This window comes from Acinetobacter sp. 22323 (genome assembly GCF_052044895.1).
Lineage (GTDB): Bacteria > Pseudomonadota > Gammaproteobacteria > Pseudomonadales > Moraxellaceae > Acinetobacter > Acinetobacter schindleri.
Window position 1 is genome coordinate 106766 of record NZ_JBQEOL010000009.1, and the last position, 24671, is coordinate 131436.

General features: G+C 43.1%; 25 protein-coding genes and 1 pseudogene. 18 read left to right on the plus strand and 8 right to left on the minus strand.

The window, feature by feature from the left end; all coding sequences use genetic code 11:
* Nucleotides 1-192: 192 nt before the first annotated feature.
* The 7 genes and pseudogenes from ACTJIX_RS07860 to ACTJIX_RS07890 all read left to right on the plus strand — a co-directional run bounded on the left by ACTJIX_RS07860 (nucleotide 193) and on the right by ACTJIX_RS07890 (nucleotide 8811).
* Nucleotides 193-519, plus strand: coding sequence for a hypothetical protein (locus ACTJIX_RS07860; RefSeq protein ID WP_004894140.1), 327 nt, complete (start codon nucleotides 193-195; stop codon nucleotides 517-519).
* A 225-nt stretch (nucleotides 520-744) separates the two neighbouring features.
* On the plus strand, nucleotides 745-1761 hold the full coding sequence (locus tag ACTJIX_RS07865; RefSeq protein ID WP_004812299.1) for an aspartate carbamoyltransferase catalytic subunit: 1017 nt from the start codon (nucleotides 745-747) through the stop codon (nucleotides 1759-1761).
* A 10-nt stretch (nucleotides 1762-1771) separates the two neighbouring features.
* Nucleotides 1772-3010, plus strand: coding sequence for a dihydroorotase (locus tag ACTJIX_RS07870; protein ID WP_004812302.1), 1239 nt, complete (start codon nucleotides 1772-1774; stop codon nucleotides 3008-3010).
* Nucleotides 3011-3194: 184 nt separating this feature from the next.
* Entirely contained in the window at nucleotides 3195-4688 is a 1494-nt protein-coding gene (locus ACTJIX_RS07875) for an OmpA family protein (protein ID WP_004894141.1), read from the plus strand.
* Nucleotides 4689-4814: 126 nt separating this feature from the next.
* A complete protein-coding gene (locus tag ACTJIX_RS07880) occupies nucleotides 4815-5594 on the plus strand; it encodes a Rossmann-like and DUF2520 domain-containing protein (RefSeq protein ID WP_004894145.1) in 780 nt (259 codons plus the stop codon).
* A 137-nt stretch (nucleotides 5595-5731) separates the two neighbouring features.
* Nucleotides 5732-7341 (plus strand): annotated as a pseudogene (locus ACTJIX_RS07885) (GMC family oxidoreductase).
* Between the two features lie 42 nt (nucleotides 7342-7383).
* A complete protein-coding gene (locus ACTJIX_RS07890) occupies nucleotides 7384-8811 on the plus strand; it encodes a coniferyl aldehyde dehydrogenase (RefSeq protein WP_440611331.1) in 1428 nt (475 codons plus the stop codon).
* A gap of 167 nt (nucleotides 8812-8978) precedes the next feature.
* Here ACTJIX_RS07890 and trmB read toward each other — a convergent pair whose 3' ends face one another.
* Nucleotides 8979-9695 carry a tRNA (guanosine(46)-N7)-methyltransferase TrmB gene (gene trmB, locus ACTJIX_RS07895; protein WP_004894155.1) on the minus strand — a complete coding sequence of 239 codons (717 nt, stop codon included), beginning with the start codon at nucleotides 9693-9695 and terminating at the stop codon, nucleotides 8979-8981.
* A gap of 158 nt (nucleotides 9696-9853) precedes the next feature.
* On the minus strand, nucleotides 9854-11299 hold the full coding sequence (locus ACTJIX_RS07900) for a SulP family inorganic anion transporter (RefSeq protein ID WP_440611332.1): 1446 nt from the start codon (nucleotides 11297-11299) through the stop codon (nucleotides 9854-9856).
* 218 nt (nucleotides 11300-11517) lie between these two features.
* On the opposite strand from ACTJIX_RS07900, the gene ACTJIX_RS07905 reads away from it, so the two are divergent.
* Entirely contained in the window at nucleotides 11518-12129 is a 612-nt protein-coding gene (locus ACTJIX_RS07905; RefSeq protein ID WP_004894159.1) for a glutathione binding-like protein, read from the plus strand.
* A 72-nt stretch (nucleotides 12130-12201) separates the two neighbouring features.
* On the opposite strand, the gene ACTJIX_RS07910 is transcribed toward ACTJIX_RS07905, so the two are convergent.
* From ACTJIX_RS07910 to ACTJIX_RS07930, 5 genes are all read right to left on the minus strand, one after another.
* On the minus strand, nucleotides 12202-12984 hold the full coding sequence (locus ACTJIX_RS07910; RefSeq protein WP_004894161.1) for a thiazole synthase: 783 nt from the start codon (nucleotides 12982-12984) through the stop codon (nucleotides 12202-12204).
* A 14-nt stretch (nucleotides 12985-12998) separates the two neighbouring features.
* The gene (gene thiS / locus ACTJIX_RS07915; RefSeq protein WP_004812315.1) at nucleotides 12999-13196 is read right to left on the minus strand and encodes a sulfur carrier protein ThiS; all 198 of its coding nucleotides are present in this window, start codon (nucleotides 13194-13196) and stop codon (nucleotides 12999-13001) included.
* Between the two features lie 28 nt (nucleotides 13197-13224).
* Nucleotides 13225-13590: a DUF423 domain-containing protein gene (locus ACTJIX_RS07920; RefSeq protein WP_004894164.1), complete on the minus strand. Its 366-nt coding sequence runs from the start codon at nucleotides 13588-13590 to the stop codon at nucleotides 13225-13227.
* A gap of 121 nt (nucleotides 13591-13711) precedes the next feature.
* Nucleotides 13712-14581, minus strand: a complete 870-nt coding sequence (gene rpoH, locus ACTJIX_RS07925) for an RNA polymerase sigma factor RpoH (RefSeq protein ID WP_004894167.1) — start codon at nucleotides 14579-14581, stop codon at nucleotides 13712-13714.
* Between the two features lie 141 nt (nucleotides 14582-14722).
* Nucleotides 14723-14956, minus strand: a complete 234-nt coding sequence (locus ACTJIX_RS07930) for a sulfurtransferase TusA family protein (protein WP_262478806.1) — start codon at nucleotides 14954-14956, stop codon at nucleotides 14723-14725.
* 383 nt (nucleotides 14957-15339) lie between these two features.
* Here ACTJIX_RS07930 and ACTJIX_RS07935 point away from each other — a divergent pair, with 383 nt between their 5' ends.
* Nucleotides 15340-15555 carry a cold-shock protein gene (locus ACTJIX_RS07935; RefSeq protein ID WP_004280099.1) on the plus strand — a complete coding sequence of 72 codons (216 nt, stop codon included), beginning with the start codon at nucleotides 15340-15342 and terminating at the stop codon, nucleotides 15553-15555.
* Between the two features lie 98 nt (nucleotides 15556-15653).
* Nucleotides 15654-16805 carry an ATP-dependent RNA helicase RhlB gene (gene rhlB, locus ACTJIX_RS07940; protein WP_262478800.1) on the plus strand — a complete coding sequence of 384 codons (1152 nt, stop codon included), beginning with the start codon at nucleotides 15654-15656 and terminating at the stop codon, nucleotides 16803-16805.
* Nucleotides 16806-16863: 58 nt separating this feature from the next.
* Here the strand turns inward: rhlB and ACTJIX_RS07945 are convergent, their stop codons facing one another.
* Entirely contained in the window at nucleotides 16864-17244 is a 381-nt protein-coding gene (locus ACTJIX_RS07945) for a hypothetical protein (RefSeq protein ID WP_262478799.1), read from the minus strand.
* Between the two features lie 257 nt (nucleotides 17245-17501).
* Here ACTJIX_RS07945 and ACTJIX_RS07950 point away from each other — a divergent pair, with 257 nt between their 5' ends.
* The 8 genes from ACTJIX_RS07950 (at nucleotide 17502) to purF (ending at nucleotide 24607) form a co-directional block, all read left to right on the plus strand.
* Nucleotides 17502-18083 (plus strand): nitroreductase family protein, encoded by a 582-nt coding sequence (locus tag ACTJIX_RS07950; RefSeq protein ID WP_262478798.1) that lies wholly within the window; start codon nucleotides 17502-17504, stop codon nucleotides 18081-18083.
* A gap of 28 nt (nucleotides 18084-18111) precedes the next feature.
* Entirely contained in the window at nucleotides 18112-19185 is a 1074-nt protein-coding gene (locus ACTJIX_RS07955) for an NAD(P)H-dependent glycerol-3-phosphate dehydrogenase (RefSeq protein ID WP_163168327.1), read from the plus strand.
* 79 nt (nucleotides 19186-19264) lie between these two features.
* Complete coding sequence (locus ACTJIX_RS07960) at nucleotides 19265-19720, plus strand: SixA phosphatase family protein (protein WP_262478797.1); 456 nt, start codon at nucleotides 19265-19267, stop codon at nucleotides 19718-19720.
* Nucleotides 19721-19749: 29 nt separating this feature from the next.
* Complete coding sequence (gene gspL / locus ACTJIX_RS07965; RefSeq protein WP_262478796.1) at nucleotides 19750-20889, plus strand: type II secretion system protein GspL; 1140 nt, start codon at nucleotides 19750-19752, stop codon at nucleotides 20887-20889.
* Nucleotides 20889-21368, plus strand: coding sequence for a type II secretion system protein GspM (gene gspM, locus ACTJIX_RS07970; RefSeq protein ID WP_004812331.1), 480 nt, complete (start codon nucleotides 20889-20891; stop codon nucleotides 21366-21368). Before gspL ends, gspM begins: the two co-directional genes overlap by 1 nt.
* Nucleotides 21369-21458: 90 nt before the next feature.
* Complete coding sequence (locus ACTJIX_RS07975; RefSeq protein ID WP_004812335.1) at nucleotides 21459-22460, plus strand: quinone-dependent dihydroorotate dehydrogenase; 1002 nt, start codon at nucleotides 21459-21461, stop codon at nucleotides 22458-22460.
* A 5-nt stretch (nucleotides 22461-22465) separates the two neighbouring features.
* Nucleotides 22466-23047, plus strand: coding sequence for a CvpA family protein (locus tag ACTJIX_RS07980; protein ID WP_004812336.1), 582 nt, complete (start codon nucleotides 22466-22468; stop codon nucleotides 23045-23047).
* Nucleotides 23048-23071: 24 nt separating this feature from the next.
* Nucleotides 23072-24607 carry an amidophosphoribosyltransferase gene (gene purF / locus ACTJIX_RS07985; RefSeq protein WP_004812339.1) on the plus strand — a complete coding sequence of 512 codons (1536 nt, stop codon included), beginning with the start codon at nucleotides 23072-23074 and terminating at the stop codon, nucleotides 24605-24607.
* The last annotated feature ends 64 nt before the right edge of the window (nucleotides 24608-24671 follow it).

A 24671-nucleotide genomic window follows, 5' to 3' on the forward strand; every position in this document is an offset into this window, starting at 1 on the left:
GCCTTTTAAAGCTTTTGAAATTGTTTCGATTGGCTTTGAAATTTCACCTGAACAAGCCCGCTACAATGAAATAAATATTAAATACATGATAAGTGAATCAAATTGGTATGGAAATTGCTCCTTATACAAAATGAGACTGTAGCCACTGGGGAGGGGCTACAGTCTCATTTTTTAAATAATTGGGGGTTTAAAATGGTAAATGGGGATAGCTTTTCAATTGCAACTTTAATTTATGCGCGTTTAAGACGTATTTCCGGTCGTGTAATTGATGCAATCTACCTGTCTGAAAATAAAGACTATGCAAAGCATGTGATTGAGCTGGCTATAGCAACTCAAGATGAGGAGTTATCACGACTGGTAGAAAAATTAAGACAGGTTTTCGATCTGTCTATGGATCAGGATGAATCTCTAACAGATACAACTCAGCATGTTCAGGATGACTGGATTGTTGTGGAACCGACACAAGAAGATATTCATCGCGCCCAAGTTGCCCATCGTTATATTGGCGCATTGCGCTAAGCTGGTTATGAGTGCAGATGCACCAGACTGATGCACTCATTTTTTTGCATGCAAAAAAATAGCAATCTGAGAAAAAGGTTAAATTATCTTATTGAAAAAATACATAGGAATTTCAAAATCAATTTTTATTATCAAGTCGGTTTTTGTACAAGTAGCCGATTTCCCAAGTGCGAACAGAAGTGAATCTCTGTATAATACGTTGACTTAACGTATAAGGAATCTCTCATGCACTTGGCTGCATTGCATACACCGAGCCAGATTCAACTCAATAAAGAAGGCAATCTAAAACACTTCTTGACTATCGAAGGTCTTTCTAAAGAAACTCTTACAAAAATACTGGACACTGCGGCGTCCTTTTTTAATGACCAAAATCAGCTCATTACCAATAATTTGCTCGAAGGGCGAACGGTAATGAACCTCTTCTTCGAAAACTCTACCCGTACTCGTACCACTTTTGAAGCAGCTGCAAAGCGCCTTTCTGCTAACGTTCTTAATATCGATATCGCACGCTCAAGTACCTCTAAAGGTGAAACGCTGCGTGATACCTTGTGGAACCTTGAAGCAATGGCAGCGGACATTTTCGTGGTACGTCATTCATCTTCTGGTGCAGCGCATTTTATTGCCAAAGATGTCTGCCCAAATCTGGCCATCATTAATGCGGGGGATGGTCGTCATGCCCATCCAACCCAAGCCATGTTAGATATGCTCACGATTCGCCGTGAGACTAAAAAGAATTTTGAAGATATTTCAATTGCGATTATCGGTGACATCAAGCACTCACGTGTAGCGCGTTCGGATGTCGCAGCCTTACAAACCTTAGGCTGTAAAGATATTCGTGTGATTGCGCCGAATACTTTACTTCCTTATGGCTTCGATGATTACGGTCCAGAAGTTCGTCTGTTCAATAATATGGAAGACGGCATCAAAGACTGCGATGTGATCATTACCTTACGTATTCAGAACGAGCGGATTGATTCACCGGCGCTATCTTCACAGGCTGAATTCTACAAAATGTATGGCCTGAATAAAGAACGTCTTGCCATGGCGAAACCCGATTGTATCGTGATGCATCCGGGTCCAATGAACCGTGGTGTAGAGATTGATTCCAGTATCGCAGATGGTCCACAGTCAGTGATTCTGAATCAGGTGACCAACGGGATTGCAGTACGTATGGCGGTGTTGGCACTTTCAATGCAGGGCCAGCTCCAGGAACAAGGTTTGATTGAAGCGATTGCGGTATAAGGAATAAGTCATGTCTATTGTTAAAATTGAGAATGTTCGAGTTCTAGACCCAATCGAAAAAACTGACAGTGTACAAACAGTTTATCTGGAAAATGGTAAGCGTATTGCTGAAACTGCAAATGTGTCAGAAACGATTAATGGTCAAGGTAAATGGCTGATGCCTACTATGGTCGATCTGTGTGCACGTTTACGTGAACCTGGTCAGCAACAGCATGGTACCTTGAAATCTGAAGGCAAGGCAGCACGTGAAAACGGTATTCTGCATGTGTTTACGCCACCTGATTCAAAGCCAATCGTACAGGACAATGGTGCCTTGATTCATGGTCTGGTTGAAAAAGCCATGCTGGATGGCGGCATCTATCTGGAAGTGATTGGTGCGCAGACACAAGGTTTAAATGGACAACAGCCGGCAAATATGGCGGGTCTGAAAAAAGGTGGTTGTAGTGCTGTATCCAATGCCAGCGCGCCGTTTGCCAATGATGATGTAGTCCTGCGTACCCTAGAATATGCAGCAGGTCTTAACCTGACTGTAGTGTTCTATGCAGAAGAACCGCAAATTGCCAAAGATGGCTGTGTGCATGAGGGTTTTATTGCATCACGTCAAGGTTTACCAATGATTCCGGCACTGGCAGAGACTGTCGCGATTGCTAAATATCTGCTGATGATTGAAGCGACTAAAGTGCATGCACACTTTGGTTTGTTATCTTGTGGTGCTTCGGTTGAGCTGATCCGCATTGCCAAAGAAAAAGGTCTCCCAGTAACATGTGATGTGGCGATGCATCAGTTACATTTAACTGATGCACTGATTGACGGCTTTAACTCACTGGCTCATGTTCGTCCGCCATTACGTTCTGAATCAGATAAAGAGTTACTGCGTCAAGGCGTGAAGTCTGGAGTGATTGATGCGATCTGTACCCATCACGAACCACTCAGCAGCTCTGCAAAAATGGCGCCGTTTGCAGAAACTCAGCCTGGCTTTACTGCATTTGATACCTTCCTTCCATTTGGTTTGCAACTGATCAAAGAAGGTCTGTTTAGTCCATTGGAATGGGTAGAGAAAGTGACGATTGCACCTGCCAAGGTCGCTAAAATGCAAGAGCGCTGGATGAATGAGGCAGGTTGGGTGCTGCTTGATCCTGAAATAGAATGGACTTTGACGAAAGAGAGCATTGTGTCACAAGGTAAAAATACACCATTGATCAATCAAAAGGTTAAAGGAAAAGTTTTACAAAGCTTTGTGCCAGCATAAATCAGTTCCTGATTGTTTTTATTAAAGTCAGCTGCGGCTGGCTTTTTTTATTTTGGTAAACATATCATTAACTAGCACTATTGAAATGTTATGATTTTCATACAACTATTTACATTTTCTAAAAAGATCGGGTCTTAAACTGAATAAATATTAATCATTAAAAAATCAAAAGAATGGTGACTTTATGAATGACGACCTGATTCAACGATTAAAATATCATGTTACTCCGAGGGTGCTGCAAGGCGAAACAGAATATGTTGCTGCCAAAGAGCAGGCGCTGGCGCAATTTTATCCTATTTTCCTGAGTATATTGCGTGTGCATCCGGAACAGGCAGAAACTCTCAGTCAGCAATTAAATCCAAAGATTAGTGAATTGTTCACAGAAAAACCTGAAATCAAACAACGTCTGCTCGAGCATCTGGCCAGCCTGTCCGATAGCGTGCCACAAGAGCAGCTTGAACAGACCTTAAACCGTTCGATTAAACCAACTATTGAGTATCTAAAAACAGAAGCTGATGCATCTAATCCTGATGCAATTAATTATGTAATTGAAACCAATAATGATTCAATTCAAAAAGCGTTGCCGACCTGGGCATCACAGCTGTTACTTGCTATAGGTGCATCGCCACTGGTTGGCCATCATCCAACACCTGTACCGGGAATTGATCCTGAACCTGTTGAACCAGCGATTCAAAAAGAAAGAAGATCACGTTTTTTAATTCCGGTCATTGCCTTTATTATCGTGGCTGCTTTAATTATGTTCTTCTTCCGAGGCTGTACACGTGATGATGATCCAGATGATATCCGGGATATGCAAAATGCATCTAAAGCAGTCGCAACTGAAACTGCATTTCTAAAATTAAGTACTGGAAGTGAGGGGCAGATTACTAGCTGTCAGGTACAGATTAATGATCCTCAGTATATGGAAATTCTACAAAACGAGATCAAACAGATTTTTAATTATAATATCGGTTGCGGTTCAGAAAATAATGATAATTACCATTCTGAATTCACCGATCAGGATACGATTCCATCTGTATTAAAAGCAATGCAGGGTGTGCCAAATGTCAGCTTGCATTGGGAAGGAAAACAGGTTTCTGTACAAGCCGGGAATTCAGCCGATGCTGAACGTATTGCAGGTGAAATTCGCCAGCTAGCAAAAAATATGACGGTCATTACCCAAAAACCTATTAGTACTGCAAAGGCGATTAATACGCCGAGCAATGAAGCTGAAAAAGTCTTGGCAAGTATGCCTATAGAACAAATCCAAGCCTTAGATGTTGCGACAGCTTTAAATCTGCAAGCAATTAACTTTGCTCCAGGTTCAACTGAAATCCCGACCATCAACCAGTCGATTCTGGATCAGACAGCAGCTTTAATGAAACGTGCGCCACAAGTTCATTTACGAGTGATTGGTCACACAGATGCTCAAGGCGATGAAGAACTAAATAAACAACTTTCTTTACAGCGTGCTCAGGCGATTGTTAACTATCTGGTAAAACAGGGGGTCGATCCTGCCCAGTTGAATGCGATAGGTATGGGGCCGGCTCAACCCAATGCATCAAATGCTAAAGATGTAGACCGTTATAAAAACCGTCGTATTGCCTTTGAAGTCATGAATACCAATACCGGGACTGTACGTGCGGTCGATGACCAAGGTGTAAAACAGAAGGTGTAAATTTAAGACTAAAGAACGGTTTATTTAAATAGCCTATTTAACTAGATTGATCAAAATGAAAAGGACGAATTGCTTCGTCCTTTTTTTATTGGCATGCTGTGCGCAATTGATCAGGAATATGAGTAAATGCGGATTACTATCATCGGGGCAGGGCGAGTGGCTTATCATCTTACCCGTGTATTGTCAGTACAGCATGAGATTGTGCAGATTTATAGCCGGACCTTGGAAAAAGCACAGCAATTGGCAGATCAATTCCAGGCACAGGCAATTGAAAAGCCTGAGCAACTGGATAATCGTGTGGATCTGGTCATTATTGCGGTTAGTGACCAGTCAATTGCCATGGTTATTGAACAGATTCATCCATATTTACCGAATAACCTGATCGTACATACTTCCGGCAGTACTCATTTAGATGTGCTGAAACAAATCCATGTACGTGCTGGTGTATTCTATCCATTACAAACCTTTAGTCTGGAACGTGAGATTAACTGGGAAAATACACCTTTATTTATCGAAGCACATGATCGCGAAGACCAAAATATCCTTCAAAATTTAGCAACTAGCCTAAGCGGTAGAGTTTATTCGTATAGTTCAGCGCAACGCCTAAGTCTGCATTTAGCTGCAGTCTTTGCATGTAATTTTAGTAACTACTGTTACGACATGGCCAAACAGGTAGTCGATGCACAGCAAGTGGATTTTGGTCTGCTTTATCCATTAATTCTGGAAACAGCAAATAAAGCGACACAGAATGATCCACGCCAGATGCAGACAGGTCCTGCTATGCGGAGAGATCAAAATATTCTGAATATGCATCAATCCATGCTGGAACAGTCACAACGTGGTGATCTGGCAGAAGTATATGCCTTGATGAGTCAGCAGATCCTGCAACGCCATCAAGCTTCCTGAACCTGAAAAATATATAGGTAACTGAATTGCATGCAGATTTCTCGATCAAGCATCGAGTTTAATTCTGAATATCAATTGTTCTATTTTCAGAAAATATCTTAAGTTGAGAAGATAATAATGAAAATGGAACAATAACAATGCAACAGGAATTTGACTACATCATTATTGGTGGAGGGAGCGCGGGATGCGTACTGGCCAGCCGTCTCAGTGAAGATCCCACTATTTCTGTCTTTTGGAAGCAGGTGGGCATGGCAATGCCTGGACAGTAAATATTCCGGCAGCCTGTGTCATGAGTTTACCAACCAAAATTAACAACTGGGCTTTTGAAACCGTTCCACAAAAAGGATTGAATGGACGTAAAGGTTATCAGCCACGTGGTAAATGTCTGGGGGGTTCCTCAGCAATTAATGCCATGATTTATATCCGTGGCAATCGTGCCGATTATGATGATTGGGCAGCACAAGGCTGTACTGGCTGGTCTTATGATGAAGTACTGCCATATTTTATCCGATCTGAGAATAACCATCGCATTCAGAATGAATATCATGGTAATGCAGGCCCTTTACATGTATCCGATGTGCAAACAGACAGTATTTTCCATGAGCGATATTTACAGGCAGCACGTGAGCAGGGCTATCCAGTGCTGGATGATTTTAATGGTGCAGAGCAGGAAGGCTTAGGGATTTATCAGGTGACTCATGATAATGGTGAGCGCTGTAGCGCAGCTCGAGCTTATCTGTTTCCACATTTGAATCGTCCGAATTTGACCATATGGACTAAAGCCACCACGCATAAAATTATAATCGAACAAAAAGCGGCAGTTGGGGTGCAGGTGCAACATGCGGGTCAATTAAAAACGTTACGAGCACGACAGGAAGTTTTGCTCTCGGCAGGTGCTATGCAATCTCCACACCTATTGATGCTATCTGGAATTGGTGATGCTGAAGAACTGAAACAACACGGTATCGAGCTCAAGCACCACTTGCCAGGGGTTGGAAAGAATTTTCATGATCACCCCGATTTTATTTTCGGCTATAGCGTCAAGGAATTTGCCGGAACTTTCGGGATATCCATGTCAGGTTCACTGGATATGTTTAAGCAGATTGGGCGATATCGCAGTGAACGCCGCGGCATGATTGCGTCTAATTTTGCTGAATGTGGAGGATTCATTAAAAGCTCGCCAGCACTGAAAATTCCCAATCTGCAACTGCATTTCGTGGTGGCATTAGTGGATGACCATGCACGTAAGTTCCGCAGAAGCCACGGTATTTCCTGTCATGTCTGTTTATTAAATCCACGCAGCCGTGGTTCAATTAAGCTGAGCGGGCCAAACATTCATGATCCGCTATTGATTGATCCAAATTTCTTGAACGATGAACGCGATTTGGATGATCTGGTCCAAGGCTTTAAACTGACGCAAAAATTGATGCAGTCACCATCGCTTTCCAATCTGTATAAGCAGGATTTATTTACTGCGCAGGTAAAAAATGATGATGACATCCGGGGAATTCTGCGCAATCGGGTAGATACGGTGTATCACCCAGTTGGTAGTTGTAAGATGGGCGTTGATGATATGTCTGTAGTCAATCCTGAATTATGTGTCTATGGCATTCAAAATCTGCGGGTGATTGATGCTTCAGTCATGCCATCGGTCGTGAATGGCAATACCAATGCACCAACAATTATGATTGCAGAAAAAGCAGTAGATCTAATCCGGGCAAGACAGCAAACATCGAAAGTTGCTTAAAAATATGAGAATTTCATTTTGCAGAATAAATAGGAACCGTATATGACGTCATGGGAACAAGGTGCAAATCTGGATAGTGCCAAATACATGCAGGATATTTTCCAGCAACAGCGTCAGGTGTGTTTGCAAGCAGCATATCCAGACTATGAGCAGCGTCAACAGCAACTCAAAACACTATATCAAATGGTGGTGGAGCATCAGCATGAGATGGCTGCTGCCATTAGTCGGGATTTCTCGAACCGGAGTCTTGACGAAACCAAGCTGTTTGAAGTGCTGACCAGTTTAAATGGACTGAAACACAGCTTGAAACATCTGAAAAAATGGATGAAGCCGAGTAAACGTCAAGTTGGTATTCTGTTTCAGCCAGCCACGGGTTATGTGATGTATCAGCCGGTAGGCGTGGTTGGTATTGTGGTGCCGTGGAATTATCCGCTTTTCCTTGCCATAGGTCCTTTGGGCCAGGCCTTGGCTGCGGGTAACCGGGTCATGCTAAAAATGAGTGAATATACCCCGGAATTTTCCAGTCTGTTTCAACAGCTGATTGCCCGTTATTTCCCAGCTGACCAGATTGCTGTAGTTACGGGGGATGCACAAGTCGCGCAGCAATTTACTACTTTGCCATTTGATCATTTGCTCTTTACTGGCGCGACTTCAATTGCACGTCATGTGATGCATGCGGCGGCGGAGAATCTGACCCCAGTCACACTGGAGCTCGGTGGTAAGTCACCTGTTATAGTCGCGAAAGATGCTGATTTACAGGAAAGCGCACGCCGTCTGGCTTTTGGCAAAACCATGAATGCCGGGCAGACCTGTGTAGCACCAGATTATGCATTTGTACATCATTCACAAATACCCGCTTTTATTCAGGCGTACTTTGATGCTATTCGACAGTTCTATCCAAATAGTATTTTAAGCAATCTGGATTATACAACCATCATTAATGACCGGCAGCTTGCTCGATTACAGCAATATATTAAGGATGCTCAGGCCAAAGGTGCACAGTTGCATCAGATTGAACAAGGGGTAGATGGGCGCCGTTTGCCGCACCTGGTCTTGACCAATGTTCATGACGATATGTTGATCATGCAGAATGAAATCTTTGGCCCACTTTTGCCCGTCATTGGCTATGAGCAGATGGATGAAGTAATTAACTACATCAACCAGCATGACTGGCCATTGGCACTATATTATTTTGGCTATAACAAAGCTGAGCAACAAAAAGTATTACATGCGACACATAGCGGTGGAGTTTGTCTCAATGAAACCTTGATGACGGCAGGTATGGAGGATATGCCCTTTGGTGGGATTGGCCCATCTGGAATGGGACATTATCATGGACATGAAGGCTTTAAGACCTTTAGTCATGCCAAGTCGGTATTTAGCCGTCCAAAATTCAGTTTGATGAAGCTGATTTATCCACCGTATGGCAGTTCGATTTTAAAATTGATTTATCGTATCTTCTTGCGTTAAAGTGAGTAATGCCTAGGAAAAATTGCCTGGCATAAAGATGATCAATCTATTTTTCTTTCTAAAATTGATTTCAGATATTCTGATCGCGATCATTCATTAATTCGAAGATAAATTCTTTTCATAAAAAAGCGCTGAATTATCAGCGCTTTTTTTGGATTCCTCTTGGATTAAGAGATTTTCTTAAAGATAAAGTCATTAATCTTGTGACCGGCTTCAATACCACGACGCTCGAATTTGGTTTGAGGACGCCAGTCAGGACGAGGATAACTGTTGCCTTTACCTGCCAGGTTTTCCAAACGTGGACGCTCTTCAAGCACTTCCAGCATCCATTCAGCATACGGTTCCCAGTCAGTCGCAGCGTGGAATGTACCGCCGAGCTCTAACTTTTGTTCAACCAATGGCATGCGGTCGTGTGATACGAAACGGCGTTTGAAGTGACGTTTTTTCTGCCATGGATCAGGGAAATACAACTGCACCGTGTTGATACTGTTATCCGGCATTTCACGTAGGACTTGAATTGCATCGGCATCCAGGACACGCAAGTTGGTTAAGCCTTCCATACCTGCTTCATACACACATTGTGCGATGCCAGGTACGTGCACTTCAATACCGACAAAATTACGTTCAGGATTGGCTTTGGCCATCAATACCAGTGAACGACCCATACCGAACCCGATTTCTACAGTCAATGGACGTTCAGGGTGCTCAAAATGCTGACGCAAATCACCCACCGGATATTCCAAAATTAAGTGACCATATTGTTCAAGCGCAGTACGTTGAGAGGTATTTAATGGCGCTGAGCGGCGCATAAACGTCACAATTTCACGGTGCTCGCTTAAATTGTCCAGCTCCACGACTTGCTGGTCTAATTGATCGTTCGACATAACTTTGGCAAATCTAAAAATTCAGAATGCGGTATTTTAAGTCCTGAGCGGAGCAAGTCAAACTTTTCTCAGGAATTCACTACTAAAAACTGGCATTGAGCTTATTCCTCAGAAAAATAAAAGGGCCAATTGGCCCTTTTAAATCATATGAATGATGATCAGGTTTGATAACGGTCGACCAAAGTACTGCTGGCTTCATTCAGTCCAGTCACCTGAACATCAATTCCTTGGGCTTTAAATTTCTGTACGACGTTATTGAACATATTCACAGAAGTGACATCCCAAATATGGGCATGGGTCAGATCAAGTTCAACAACTGCCAGGTTTTCCTTAAAGTCAAAGAACTGATAGAAACGGTCTGAACTGCTAAAAAAGATCTGCCCGGAAATCACATAACGACGAGAACGTTCATCTAGCAAATGAGTATATACGTGAACCGTATTTTCCAGTTTGTTGATAAAGAACAGGGCAGACAATACCACGCCGATTAACACGCCTAATGCCAGGTTATGGGTCACCAAAACTACCAGCACAACAGTAATCATCACCACATTAAAAGCAAGCGGATGCTTGTTAAACTGCTTGATAGCACCCCACTGGAAGGTGGTAAATGACACCATGATCATAATGGCTACCAGTGCTGCCATCGGGATATAAGCCAGCCAATCTTTTAGAAATACCACTAGGCAAAGTAGGAACACGCCTGCCACAAGCGTAGACAGACGGGTACGTGCACCAGACGAGACATTGATAATCGACTGTCCAATCATGTCACAACCGGCCATTCCACCCATAAAACCGCTGACGATATTGGCCATACCCTGACCACGGCATTCCTGATGGCGGTCACTTTCAGAATCGGTGACTTCATCGACTACAGTGGTGGTCATCATGGTTTCAAGTAAACCGACAGTGGCCAAAGTCGCTGAATAAGGAAAAATAATTTGTAGTGTTTCAAAGTTCAGCGGAATTTCTGGAATCAAGAAAACTGGTAAGGTATCTGGAAAATGTCCTAAGTCACTCACGGTACGCATATCTGATCCGAGGACAAGAGCCAGACCGCTGAGGACGATAATACAGATCAGTGGAGAAGGGATGGCTTTACCAATTTTCGGAAGATAAGGAAATAAATAGATAATTGCCAAACCGATCGCAACAAACAGATAACCGGTCACATCCATTTTTTGCATTTCCGGGATTTGCGCAACAAAAATCAGAATCGCCAAGGCATTCAAGAAGCCATAGACCACTGATTGCGAAACAAAGCGCATCAATTTGGCAACTTTAAATGAACCGGCAATTACCTGAATAATCCCGGTTAATATAGTGGCAGCCAGTAAGTATTGCAGACCATGCTCCTTGACCAAAGTAATCATGAGGAGCGCCATCGCACCAGTTGCTGCCGAGATCATTGCTGGGCGACCACCGAAGAAGGCAATAGATACCGCGATACAGAAAGATGCGTACAGACCGACTTGAGGATCGACGCCAGCAATGGCAGAAAACGCAATCGATTCTGGAATGAGGGCTAATCCGACCACCAGGCCAGCCAGAACATCAGTGCGGATATTGGAAAACCATTCTTCTTTTTTCAGACTTATCACAGAATTTCATCATTTCACTTTTAACCCCGCGTATCTTAATCGTCCTGGTATAAAAATCCACACAAGAATGACTTGAAAATGTCTGGAATATACTCAATATTGAAGAAGTAAATGTCTTTTGGCGGCAGTTACGCTTTTTTGCAATTTACAGGTTTGATCACTTGAAAGTTTGTTAGAAGCGATTTAAAACATTGAGAAGTAGATAACAAGGATCAGAAATGAAGCTTTACTATGCACCTGGTGCATGCTCGTTGGCAGCACATATTATTTTAAATGAAATTAATGTTGATTTTGATTTGGAACGTGTTGATTTAAAAACACATAAAACTGAGAAAGGCACAGATTATTACGAGATCAATCCAAAAGGCTATGTTCCAGCACTGGAAATTAACCCGGGCCTGATTCTGACTGAGAACGTTGCGATTCTTCCATTTCTGGCACAACACGATCCAAAACAAGATTTAATTCCTCCATCAGGTATGGGACGTGCCAAAGTCCTGGAATGGTTAGGTTACCTAAACTCAGAATTACATGATGCTTATGCGGTATTCTTTGGTGCGCCAATGGATGAGGAAGCCAAGAAAAAGGCGTATGCAGAAATTGACCGCTTATTAAGTTACATTGATAAAGCCATTGGTGGATCAGACAATGATTACCTGGTGGATGATAACTTTGGACCAGCAGATGCTTATCTGTTTGTACTTACTAACTGGTCAAATCATATCGAACACGATTTGACACCTTATAAAAATATCATTCACATTCGTAATAAAGTCGCAGAGCGTCAGTCAGTACAGATTGCTATGCGTGATGAAGGATTAATTCCTTAATACATCGTAGCAAATCAATAAAGGACTCGATTGAGTCCTTTATTTTTGCACTTAATTTTCTTATCAACGAGTTTATTTAAAGAAATAACCTGTCTCAGGCGAGCTGGCATTCGCCATACGCTTATGTGGCATGCGACCCGCTAAGAATGCTTCACGACCAGCTTCTACTGCTTTACGCATAGCAGATGCCATTAAGACTGGATTCTGTGCTGCTGCAATGGCTGTATTCATCAACACGCCATCACAACCGAGTTCCATCGCAATTGCTGCATCACTGGCTGTGCCGACACCAGCATCGACCAGTACAGGCACTTTGGCATTTTCCTTAATGATAGAAATGGTATGAGGATTCAGAATTCCCAGACCTGAGCCGATCAAACTTCCCAAAGGCATGATCGCAACACAACCCATGCTTTCCAGTTCCTGCGCCACGATTGGATCATCTGATGTATACACCATAATTTCAAAACCATCATCAATCAGGGTGCGTGCTGCTTTTAAAGTTTCAGTGATATTTGGATATAAGGTTTTTTCGTCACCCAGAACTTCCAGTTTTACCAAGTTATGACCATCCAGCAGCTCACGTGCCAGCATACAGGTGCGTATAGCACTGTTAGCATCAAAACAGCCAGCGGTGTTTGGCAGAATGGTATATTTTTCGGGTGGAATCACGGATAGCAGATTTGGCTGGTCAGGATGCTGGCCGATATTCACGCGACGGATTGCAACCGTAACAATTTCAGCACCACTCGCCTGAATCGCCTGATCTGTTTCCTGTAAGTCTTTATATTTTCCTGTACCAACCAACAGACGTGACTGGAACTGGCGTGAGCCAATTTGAAGTAAATCTTGCATAGTATTTCCGAACCTTAGCCGCCACCGACAGCGTGAATAATTTCGATTTTGTCTGCCTCACAGATTGGCGTTGCTGCCAGTCTACTTTTGGGAACGATCATTTCATTGACTTCAACGGCATAGCGCTTACCTTCAAGCGCAAGGTGCTGAACCAGTTCCATTAAGGTGGTGCAGTCAGTCTGTTGTTGTTCGCCATTGATATAGATGTTCATTTTGGCACCCTCTGAATGTGATCAGTTCTTACTTGATGTATTTAAATGCATTCCAGGCCAGGGTCAGCCAGCCTGCAATCATCAGTGCGCCTCCGATCGGGGTAATTGCACCCAAACCACGCGGTAAACCAAGTGCCATAATATAGAGTGAACCACTGAACAGTAAAATGCCCAATTGAATCAAAATAAAACTTGGTTTAATCGGCAACTGTGGAATCACTTTTGCCAGAATGCCTAACAGCAACAAGCCGAGCGCATGATAGAAAAAGTAATCGGTTGCAGTCTGCCACCAGCCAAGCTGTGCTTCAGTTGCACGTGCTTTCAAGCCATGTGCACCAAAAGCGCCCAGCATTACTGCAAGGGCCAGGTTAATCGCTGAAATTGCAATCCACATCTGAACTGATCTTCCTGTAAATTTTGCGCTTAACCTTAGCATAAAAGCACAGGCTGAAACACCGTATTAAAAGACAAAAAAGCCTTCAGATCTGAAGGCTTTTCTATATAAGATATGGAACCTAGTTGGAAGACATCGCAACTTTAATTTTTTCCATGGCATTCTTTTCAAGCTGACGAATACGTTCTGCAGAAACATTATATTCTGCGGCAAGCTCATGCAGGGTAGATTTTTCATCATCCAGCCAGCGACGCTGCAAGATGTTACGTGAACGGTCATCCAGTTGTTCCATGGCATCGTGCAGGGCAGCTGTACTTTGTTCTTCATAGTCTTCATTTTCAATCAGACGTGCCGGATCATAACGGTTATCTTCCAGATATAGCGCTGGAGCGACATGACCTGAACCTTCATCGTCATCATCACCTGAAGCTTCAAATGCTGCATCATAGGCAGTCAATCGACCTTCCATTTCCAGAACCTGTTCGGGGGTCACATTCAGGTCATTGGCAATTGATCGAGCCTCATCTAAGGTCAGCTTTTTAGATGACTTTTTCAGACTACGCAGATTAAAGAACAGTTTGCGCTGAGCTTTAGTTGTCGCAATTTTGACAATACGCCAGTTACGGATTACATATTCGTGGATTTCAGCCTTAATCCAGTGCACGGCAAAGGAAACAAGACGAACACCCATATTCGGATCAAAGCGTTTAACCGCTTTCATTAAGCCAAGGTTACCTTCCTGAATCAGGTCACCTTGAGGCAGGCCATAACCTGCATAACTACGTGCAATATGGACTACAAAACGCAGGTGGGACATCACCAGCATTTTTGCTGCGTCCAGATCCTGGTCATAGAAATATCGGTCTGCCAACTCTTTTTCTTGTTCGGCAGTTAAAATAGGAATCTGATTGACAGTACTAATATAAGCACCGAGATTGACACCTGGCGCCGATAATGACAGGGGCATCAATTGATTGCTGCTGTCACTCATGTGTTCTCCTTGAGGAATAACGGGATCATTCCCAAATCTAAGATTTATGTTAATCCAATCTCCAGTCAAATGATGGATATTTGGGTAGAGATATGTAAACTTTTATACGAATGTGGAGATAAATAGTTTAATTGAAAATTTTTAAGATTCAATTATGTAGTGAAACTCCACGTCGGAAATTTGTTGCATATTATACTTCAGCTGATTTAACTCACAGTAACGCGAAACATCAATCTGGCTGTGTGGATCTGATGATTTCAGCAGAAAGGTTTCGCCGGGATGGCTTTTCAGGGCACGTTTTAACATCAATAGCGGCATAGGACAGGGTTTACCCATGGCATCGACGGTGCGAATCAGATCTGCGTTGTCAATCATTTCCGTAATATTCATTCGATTTTAAAAGGGGTCTAAATATTAGCAAATAGGATGCCAAATCCCAACTTTTTTAAAAAAATATAAACGAAATAATAATTAAAAAAACCTTATGCAAATTTCTGAAAAAAATAGCGAAATCAATTAGAACAAACCTAAAAAAAGGCTATTAATTGTTATAAACCCATGTTAAGCTCGATGAGTTAGTGGGATTTTAGATAAACAAATTGATTGTTTTTCGTCCTGCAAATAAATGGATGTAACCGGGATTTTGTTAATAGTTTTACAGAATGATTACAAGCTTAAAAATAATATTTTCAAACTTGTTTGCTCTGCTGTTTGCAACACCGGGTGGTCCTTCTTTTCGGTACAATGAGGATTAACTTATGACAGCTGCTCGCGAACAAGGCGTAGTTAAGTGGTTTAACGATACTAAAGGCTTCGGCTTTATTCAACGTAATGGTGGTGATGACGTATTCGTTCATTTCCGTGCAATCCAAGGTGATGGTCACCGTTCACTTCGTGATGGCCAACGTGTTGAATTCAGTGTTGTAAAAGGCCAAAAAGGCTTCCAGGCTGAAGAAGTTCAACCATTAGACTAATCTTCGGATTAAGCTAATAAAACGCCCCAATATAAATTGGGGCGTTTTTTGTTTATACTGTCTGTATCTTAGTGATTATCTAGTTAGAGCACCGCTTTATGTCATCTGGTTTTGAAACCTTAAATTTACATCCTAATCTAAAACAAGCGATTGATGCTTTAGGCTTTTCTTCTATGACGCCTATTCAGGAGAAGGTTTTAAAATTCACATTGGCAGGTCATGATGCAATTGGTCGTGCGCAAACGGGTACGGGCAAAACAGCAGCCTTCCTGGTGAGTATCATTAATGATCTATTGAATAATCCTGTTCAGGAACAGCGTTACCGTGGTGAGCCACGTGCACTGATTCTGGCACCGACTCGTGAACTTGCACTACAAATTGAAAGTGACGCGCATGAGCTGACCAAGTTTACTGACCTGAGTGTCGTGACGCTGCTTGGTGGAGTAGATTTTGACAAGCAAAAAGCACAGCTCGATAAGGCACCTGTGGACATCATGGTTGCTACTCCAGGTCGCTTGATTGACTTTGTTGAACAAAAAGAAGTTTGGTTAGATCAGATTGAATTGCTGGTGATTGATGAAGCAGACCGCCTGCTGGATATGGGCTTTATCCCTTCAGTGAAACGTATCGTACGTTTCTCGCCACGCAAGGAACAGCGCCAGACTCTGATGTTCTCAGCAACTTTTAGCTATGACGTATTGAATCTGGCACAACAGTGGTTATTTGAACCCGTAACGGTTGAAATTGAGCCAGAAAAGAAAACCAATGCGGACGTTGAACAACGTGTATATATGGTTGCCAAGGCAGATAAATATAAACTGCTACAAGACATTTTACGTGATGAACCGATTGAGAAGGTCATGATTTTTGCCAACCGTCGTGATCAGGTGCGTAAACTCTATGATCATCTGAAACGTGACAACTATAAAGTGGTGATGCTGTCTGGTGAAATTGCCCAAGACAAGCGCTTAAAAATGCTGGACCAGTTTAAAAATGGAAAACACAATATCATGATCGCAACTGATGTAGCAGGTCGTGGTATTCATGTAGATGGTGTATCGCATGTAGTAAACTTTACCCTGCCAGAACAGTCTGATGATTATGTACACCGTATTGGTCGTACTGGACGGGCCGGGACTCGTGGTGTCAGTATCAGTTTCCTGTCGGAAGACGATGCGTTCTATCTTCCAGAAATTGAAAAAGCGATTGGTCAAAAATTACCATTGACCCGCCTGGAAGGTTATTGCTAATTTCCAGTTCGTAAAAAAACCGCTCATTGGGCGGTTTTTTTAGCTAGCTAAAAAGACTTTAGTTAGACTGGCAGCGGAAAGTCAGGGTAGTTTGGTAGTCATCATCTGAATTGATGCTATTGCCTGTACCCGCAATATTACCAAGTACTGTGGCAGCAGCCTGAATAATCTGCCCAGTCTGCTCATCTACCACGCCTTTCAATGCGCCATCATAGGTAGACTGTTCATCTACAATAATAGCTGTTGATCGTGAACCACAAGTTTTAGAGGCGGCGTTCACGGCATTATTTTTGGCAATGACTTGGGTCTTACCTAATCCGGTGACTTCAAATTGATTATTTTCTTTGCGGATTGCAGTTGTGTTGGTTGGATTAGTACTACACGCAGTCAGAGCGAGTGCAGTGGCAATAGCTGCACCCATTGTTAATATTTTTTTCATGTCTAAAAACCCGTCAAGATCAGATAATCGTATAATTAATCACATAATAATCTTTAGAATTTGTACAGCATGTATAAGTTTGGAAATTTTCAGTATTAGCCATGTCATTATCAAAACGCTGTTTAATGAGTTTTATCAGAAACGAAAACAGTAGCTAAAGATATCTGAGCACGAAGAATAAAAATGAAGGATATAGAGAATCCCAAGATGAATATGCTAATCTTGAATACAGTTTTTAAGTATAGAAATACAAGGCAATGACCGAATCAACGATCGAAATCGTTCATCAGAATATTCATCAACGTCAATCTATTGGTCAGCTGATTGCCCCGGCACCCAATGCTGAACAGCTGGAAATGGCTTTTCAGGCTGCACTGACTGCACCAGATCACCACCGTTTAAAACCTACTGAATTTGTAGTTATTCCAGATGATAAGCGTGAAGCTTTTGGTGAGTTATTGTCTCAGGCATTAATCGATCTGGGTCAAACTGAAGCTGCTCAGATTGAGCGGGTAAAACATCATCCTTTCCGTGCACCTTTACTGGTTCTGGCTTTGACCCGTTTAAAAGATCATTCCAAGGTGCCGCATTTTGAGCAGATTCTGAGCTCTGGTGCCGCAATTCAGAATTTCTTATTGTCCCTGCAAGCTCAAGGTTTTTCGACCATGTGGCGTAGTGGCGCTGTAGTAGAATCGTTATACTTTAAACAGGCTTTAGGAATTTCAGGTGATGATCTGGTTTCAGGCATCATTTATATTGGAACGGCGGCAAAAACTATTGCGCCACGTGCAGAAATCCATACAGAAGCATTTGTCAGCCAGTGGAATCCATCACGTTAATTTGGCTAGATAAGGATATTAGAAACACATGTCAGAATTAAAATTTTCAGATCTGGTTGAACCTGTAGAAATTGATCGTAAGACTGCGTTGCGAATTACAGTGTTGGGTGGTGGCAGTTTTGGTACAGCGATGGCAAATACTGCAGTACGCAATGGCTGTGACACCATGATCTGGATTCGTGATGAAGCCACGGCTGCGGATATTAATGCCACGCATATGAACAAGCGTTATCTGCCAGATTTTCAGCTCGAGCCTGCATTGCTGGCAGTTTCAGACTTAGAAAAAGCAGTACGTGATCGTGACATTATTCTGGTGGCAATTCCAAGCCATTCCTTCCGTGATGTACTGAAGCAGATTAAGCCTTTTATTAGCTCTCAGGCCGTGATTTCACTGACCAAAGGTATTGAAGCGAAAACCTTTAGTTTTATGAGTGATATCATTCGGGAAGAATTACCTGAAGTGCCATATGGTGTACTTTCAGGCCCGAACCTGGCGAAGGAAATTGTGGCGGGCCAGCCAGCAGGCACTGTGATTGCAAGTGATTCTGAACTGGTGCGTTATGCAGTACAGCAAGCTTTGCACAGTGCTTTATTCCGTGTTTTTGCCAGCGATGATGTGCATGGTGTAGAGCTTGGTGGTGCGCTGAAAAATATTTATGCAGTCGCAATGGGTATGGCAGCCGCCTATAACGTCGGTGAAAATACCAAGAGTATGATTCTGACTCGTGCCTTGGCAGAAATGAGCCGTTTTGCGGTGAAGCTTGGTGCGAATCCATTAACCTTCCTGGGGCTGTCGGGTGTAGGGGATTTATTCGCTACCTGTAATAGTCCGTTAAGCCGAAACTATCAGGTTGGTTATGCGCTGGGTAAAGGTAAAACTCTGGAACAGGCAACTACTGAACTGGGTCAGACGGCGGAAGGGATTAATACTATTGTACAGGTAAAAGCACGTTCAGAAAAACTGGATGTATACATGCCAATTACCTGTGCCTTGTATGCTGTGATCTTTGAAGGTGCACCGCCGATGAGTATTGCAGTGTCTTTAATGAAAAATGGTCATCGCAGTGATGTGGAATTTGTCTTGCCACATCATCAAGTCTGATTTATAAGTGATGGAACTGTATGATCAGTCTCATATTATGACCTGATCAGCAGCTTGAATGAATGAATAGGGAAATGGTATGCAACTGACACTCGTGCGTCATGGCGAAGCAGCTCCACCGGTAAGTGGTAACGACACCAAGCGTCCTTTGACCGAACGTGGACATCTACAGGCAGAACAGACTGCTCAATACCTGAAAGACATAGTTAAACCTGAAGTCTTTGTAGTGAGTCCTTTGCTTCGTGCTCAGGAAACTCTGGCACATTTGCAGGCTTTCTATAAAGATGTACCAGTGGTGATCTGTAATACCATTAAGCCGGATGATGATGCCAAAGTGGCTGTGGAGTGGTTGTCTCAGTTACCGTATGAATCAATTGTCGTGGTCTGCCATATGAATGTGGTGGCACATATTGCTTCCATTCTGACAGAGGAGTCTTTCCATCCTTTTCATTTGTCAGAAGCTCGCATTTATGATCAGGCAGTGATTGCAGCAGGTTTATCGACACAGTTAAAAAGCTTTATTCCAACAGTATAAAAAACTATTAAAACGGCAGAACACAATCGATGTTGTATTTATGGATGCCAGAAGCCAATGGGGTTTGGCAATGGTCAGATGGGGAATTCTGGAAAAGTGCAGATACACTTGAGCAACTGATTCAGGAAATCCAGGGGCAACATGGGGTAGAGGCAACGGTCTTTTTCCCGAGTCGTCATGTGCAGATTTTGCAGCAGAGCATGTCCAAAGTCCAATATAAGAAAATGGGGCAGGAGGCGATCAAGTATCTGCTGGAGGAATATGTCATTCTACCGGTTGATGCGATGAAGGTGCTTCATCATTTTCAGCAGCCGGATCAGCTCAGTGTATTGGGAATTTCCAATTCAACTGTAGAAACCATGCAGCATGTATTGACCCTTCTTCCGGTCAAGGTCACGGCATTATTGCCAGATTTTCTGGTCCTGCCTGTTCCTGAAGAAAATCAACGTATATTGGCGGAACTTGCTGGGCGACTACTGGTTCGCGAATCGGAATATGTGGGTCATTCGGTGGATGACCTGAGTCTTTATCTGGATTATCAGCCTAAAGATGTAAATTACAAGGTGAGTAACCTGAATGACGCTCAGCTGCGTAGTCTGGAAGCCGTTGTTACCCATGATCAGGTTGAGTCGTTCCAGTACAGCCTTTCCCAGCTGAAAAAAGCCAAGCAGCATCCTTTTAATGTCTTGCCTAAAGCCAAGTCAGATACACCGGTTTCCGGTTACTGGAAAGCCTGTGCTGCTGTGTTTTTGGGTATTTTGGTGCTGCAGTTTAGTTATGATGCTGTGCGTTGGTATCAATATAAAAAGATTGCCAATCAGACTGCTTCTCAAGCGATTGATCAGTTCAAATACTGGTTTGGTCAGAACTATCCTGTAAACGAGCAGAATATCAAAAGCCAGTTTGAAGGGCAGATGCGTTTAAGTCAGGTGGCGAATACTCAGGCTTTTGATCTGATCAGTCGGGTAGGACCGGTATTAATGCAAAACCAGATTATTGCGCAGCGGGTCAGTTATGATACTTCAAGTCTGAATATGGATCTGCAGGCGAACTCTTCTGATGCATTAAGCACTTTGACCCGGCAGCTGACACAGCAGGGTTTTAAAGTCGAACTGGGTAATGTACAGGCCAATGGTACAGGTGCGATCGGATCGGTGAGAATACAATAATGAAAATGCTCGATAATATTCAAATCCGGCTGGACCAGCGCATTGAACGCATTACAGATTATCTGGATAGCCTGAGCGCCCGTGAACGCTACATGGTGATCTTTACCACAATCTTTGTCATCGTGGCTGCAGTCGGTTCGGCACTATTTTATATGCACAGAGCTGCGGATACCCAGCAAAAGCGCCTGAATACCTTAAAAGATACTTTAGTGTGGATGCAGAGTAATGCAGCGACCATGAAGCCAGCAGGCGATCTGCAATTAGATGCCTCAGAAAAAGTGCAGCGTGCTGCCCAGCAGCAGGGGTTGTCGGTTTCATCCCAGCAGCAGGAAGGTAAAATTTTACTCAATGTCAGTCATGAAAATTATTCTGTACTGGCTAATTTTCTGACCCAGCTAGCCCAGAGTGGCTTAACTGTTGAAAAAATGGAACTTATCAGTGATGCCGGACAGATTAAATTAACAGCGACTGTCCTATAAACGGTAAAAATAAAGATTTGCAAAGCATGGTTTTTTTACCGGGCTGTGACTATAATATGCCGACTTAAAAAGCAGTAGACTTTTCTGGATATGTTGTATTCTCTAGCCCGCCCTTTGTTGTTTTCTTTAGCACCAGAGCGTGCACATGAGCTGACACTATCACTGTTGAAATCCTCCCATGCCATGGGGATGATGCGTCAAAACGTTGCTTCTAAACCAGTGACCTGTATGGGAATCGAATTTCCGAATCCGGTAGGTCTGGCGGCAGGGTTGGACAAAAATGGTGCCTATATCGATGCTCTTGCAAGTCAAGGCTTTGGTTTTATTGAAATCGGTACTATTACCCCGCGTCCTCAGCCCGGTAATCCGGAACCCCGACTGTTCCGTCTGCCAAAAGCGAAAGCCATTATTAACCGTATGGGTTTTAATAATGAAGGCGTGGACAAACTGATTGAAAATGTTAAAGCTGCAAAATTCAAAGGTGTTCTGGGGATTAATATCGGCAAGAATGCTGTAACTCCGGTTGAAAATGCAGTTGATGATTATTTAATTTGTCTGGAAAAGGTATATAATTACGCTTCCTACATTACTGTTAATATTTCCTCTCCCAACACAAAAAACCTGCGTAGCCTGCAAAGTGGTGATGCGCTCACCGAGCTGCTGGAAACGCTAAAAAACCGTCAGCTTGAGCTTGCTCAAGAAAACCAGCATTATGTACCGCTGGTTCTGAAGGTTGCACCAGACCTTGAAGCTGAAGATATTGCATTTATTGCCCAGCAATTGCTGCAATTCAAGATTGATGGTTTGATTGTGACCAATACGACCTTGTCTCGTGAAGGTGTTGAAGGTCTGGAGCATGCTGAAGAAGCAGGCGGTTTGTCGGGCGCGCCGGTCTTTGAGAAAAGTACGGCATGTTTAAAAGCCTTTGCAGATGTGTTGCAAGGACAAATTCCATTGATTGGTGTGGGTGGTATTCTTTCGGGTGCCGATGCCGCTGCCAAAAAGCAAGCTGGTGCCAGCCTTGTACAAGTTTATAGTGGCCTCATATATACAGGTCCGACACTTGTAAAAGACTGTGTTGAAGCATTCTGAATTCTATGACTGCCATTGACATCTTTTTACTGTTTATACTGCTCATTGGAGGGCTAAACGGTTTGCGTCAAGGATTTATTAAAGCCTTTGCGAACTTAGCTGGCTGGATTTTTGCGCTCATTGTAGCAGCGAAATATTCAACACTACTTGCGCCTTCCATGACTGCTCTCAGTACAGATCCAGTAGTACAAAAAATTGCAGCATTTGCTTTCATCGTCCTTATGATTGTGGTTCTGACCTGGATAGTAACCTTCTTGCTCAACCGTGTGATGAAAACCCTGAAACTGGGACCTTTAAACCGTCTTGCAGGTGGGGTGTTTGGCAGCCTGAAAGGGCTGCTGATTGTCCTGATCACCATGCAGGGAATCGGGCCGTGGGTAGAAAGCTCACCACACTGGAAACAGTCCAAAGTGATTCAGACTTTGCTTCCTTATGCGCCATGGGCGACCCAGATGTCCAAAGATGCTGCAAACGAAGCCCTACAACATATCAAGTCGGAAGATTCCAGAAAATCTTCAGATGTATCAGCTGAGCCTGCTGTAAAAAGCAAATCATCAGCTGAGTCTACTAATAATCCTTTTTATTAATCCTAGCTTGTCTGCGAGGTTGCTATGTGTGGAGTGGTTGGTATTGCTGGTAAATCAGCTGTTAACCAAATGTTGTTTGATGCATTAACGATGTTACAACATCGTGGACAGGATGCAGCTGGGATTGTAACTTGTCATGAAGGTCGCCTGTTCCTTCGTAAAGATGTTGGTATGGTGCGTGATGTATTCCATACTCGTCATATGCGTGCATTACAAGGTAATTACGGTATTGGCCATGTGCGTTATCCAACTGCGGGTACCTCAAGTAGTGCTGAAGCGCAGCCGTTTTATGTGAACTCTCCTTACGGGATTACGCTGGCACATAACGGTAACCTGACCAATGCTGAAGAAATTCATGATGACCTGTTCAAGACTGACTTACGTCATATGAACACCGATTCTGATTCAGAAGTCCTGCTCAACGTATTTGCGCACGAATTGCAGAAGCGTGGCAAACTGGTGCCGACCTCTGAAGATATCTTTCATGCGGTAACACGTGTGCATGAGCGCTGTAAAGGTGGCTATGCAGTTGTTGCCATGATTACAGGTCAAGGAGTGGTTGGTTTCCGTGATCCTAATGGTATCCGTCCGTTGATTTATGGTTCGCGTGAAACTGAAAACGGTATGGAATATATCATCGCTTCTGAATCTGTAGCGATTACAGCGTTGGGCTTTAAAGTTGAGCGTGATATCGAACCGGGCGAAGCTGTTTTCATTGACTCTGAAGGGAACTTCTTTACCAAGCAATGTGCTGCAAAGCCAGAATACCGTCCATGTATCTTTGAATATGTGTACTTTGCGCGTCCAGATGCAATCATTGATGGTATTTCAGTGTATAAAGCCCGTCTGAAAATGGGTGAGAAACTGGCCCATAAAATTCTGCGCGAGTGGGGGGATGAACATGATATCGATGTGGTCATTCCAATTCCAGATACATCACGTACTTCTGCGCTTGAACTGGCAAATACGCTGGGCGTGAAATTCCGTGAAGGTTTCATGAAGAACCGTTATATCGGTCGTACCTTCATTATGCCTGGTCAGCAACTGCGTAAAAAATCAGTACGTCAGAAGCTGAACCCGGTTGAGCTGGAATTCCAGGGTAAAAACGTTCTATTGGTCGATGACTCAATTGTTCGTGGTACCACATGTAATGAAATCATTCAGATGGCGCGTGATTCCGGTGCGAAAAAAGTATTCTTTGCGTCTGCTGCACCAATGGTGAAATATCCAAACGTGTACGGTATCGATATGCCAGCCAAATCTGAACTGATTGCATCTGAACGTAGTGTTGAGGAAATTCGTGAAATTATTGGTGCTGACCGTCTGATTTTCCAGGATCTAGAAGATCTGAAAGATGCAGTACGTACCAAGATTGTACCGAACCTGCGTGAATTCGACTGTTCTGTATTTGACGGCGTATATGTGGCTGGTGGTATTGATGAAGCATACCTTGACCAGTTACAGCAAAAGCGTAATGATGGCGCCAAAAAAGGTGACAAGTTTATTGATGTAAATATCGATGCAGCATCAGTAGACCTGACTGGCGTGCGCGAAGTCTAAGTCTTTAAAATCATGAAAAAAGCGGGAATTTCCCGCTTTTTTCATTTATGATTGGGCAAAGCTA

Bases quoted from the DNA above. Each gene is read 5' to 3' on its own strand.
- rhlB (WP_262478800.1), top strand. From the start codon at position 15,654: ATGTCATCTGGTTTTGAAACCTTAAATTTACATCCTAATCTAAAACAA.
- ACTJIX_RS07905 (WP_004894159.1), top strand. From the start codon at position 11,518: ATGAAGCTTTACTATGCACCTGGTGCATGCTCGTTGGCAGCACATATT.
- ACTJIX_RS07930 (WP_262478806.1), bottom strand. From the start codon at position 14,956: ATGATTGACAACGCAGATCTGATTCGCACCGTCGATGCCATGGGTAAA.
- thiS (WP_004812315.1), bottom strand. From the start codon at position 13,196: ATGAACATCTATATCAATGGCGAACAACAACAGACTGACTGCACCACC.
- ACTJIX_RS07865 (WP_004812299.1), top strand. From the start codon at position 745: ATGCACTTGGCTGCATTGCATACACCGAGCCAGATTCAACTCAATAAA.
- ACTJIX_RS07980 (WP_004812336.1), top strand. From the start codon at position 22,466: ATGACTGCCATTGACATCTTTTTACTGTTTATACTGCTCATTGGAGGG.
- ACTJIX_RS07875 (WP_004894141.1), top strand. From the start codon at position 3,195: ATGAATGACGACCTGATTCAACGATTAAAATATCATGTTACTCCGAGG.
- ACTJIX_RS07950 (WP_262478798.1), top strand. From the start codon at position 17,502: ATGACCGAATCAACGATCGAAATCGTTCATCAGAATATTCATCAACGT.
- trmB (WP_004894155.1), bottom strand. From the start codon at position 9,695: ATGTCGAACGATCAATTAGACCAGCAAGTCGTGGAGCTGGACAATTTA.
- ACTJIX_RS07880 (WP_004894145.1), top strand. From the start codon at position 4,815: ATGCGGATTACTATCATCGGGGCAGGGCGAGTGGCTTATCATCTTACC.
- gspL (WP_262478796.1), top strand. From the start codon at position 19,750: ATGTTGTATTTATGGATGCCAGAAGCCAATGGGGTTTGGCAATGGTCA.
- ACTJIX_RS07975 (WP_004812335.1), top strand. From the start codon at position 21,459: ATGTTGTATTCTCTAGCCCGCCCTTTGTTGTTTTCTTTAGCACCAGAG.
- ACTJIX_RS07935 (WP_004280099.1), top strand. From the start codon at position 15,340: ATGACAGCTGCTCGCGAACAAGGCGTAGTTAAGTGGTTTAACGATACT.
- ACTJIX_RS07945 (WP_262478799.1), bottom strand. From the start codon at position 17,244: ATGAAAAAAATATTAACAATGGGTGCAGCTATTGCCACTGCACTCGCT.
- gspM (WP_004812331.1), top strand. From the start codon at position 20,889: ATGAAAATGCTCGATAATATTCAAATCCGGCTGGACCAGCGCATTGAA.
- ACTJIX_RS07890 (WP_440611331.1), top strand. From the start codon at position 7,384: ATGACGTCATGGGAACAAGGTGCAAATCTGGATAGTGCCAAATACATG.
- rpoH (WP_004894167.1), bottom strand. From the start codon at position 14,581: ATGAGTGACAGCAGCAATCAATTGATGCCCCTGTCATTATCGGCGCCA.
- ACTJIX_RS07960 (WP_262478797.1), top strand. From the start codon at position 19,265: ATGCAACTGACACTCGTGCGTCATGGCGAAGCAGCTCCACCGGTAAGT.
- ACTJIX_RS07920 (WP_004894164.1), bottom strand. From the start codon at position 13,590: ATGTGGATTGCAATTTCAGCGATTAACCTGGCCCTTGCAGTAATGCTG.
- ACTJIX_RS07870 (WP_004812302.1), top strand. From the start codon at position 1,772: ATGTCTATTGTTAAAATTGAGAATGTTCGAGTTCTAGACCCAATCGAA.
- ACTJIX_RS07860 (WP_004894140.1), top strand. From the start codon at position 193: ATGGTAAATGGGGATAGCTTTTCAATTGCAACTTTAATTTATGCGCGT.
- ACTJIX_RS07955 (WP_163168327.1), top strand. From the start codon at position 18,112: ATGTCAGAATTAAAATTTTCAGATCTGGTTGAACCTGTAGAAATTGAT.
- ACTJIX_RS07910 (WP_004894161.1), bottom strand. From the start codon at position 12,984: ATGCAAGATTTACTTCAAATTGGCTCACGCCAGTTCCAGTCACGTCTG.
- purF (WP_004812339.1), top strand. From the start codon at position 23,072: ATGTGTGGAGTGGTTGGTATTGCTGGTAAATCAGCTGTTAACCAAATG.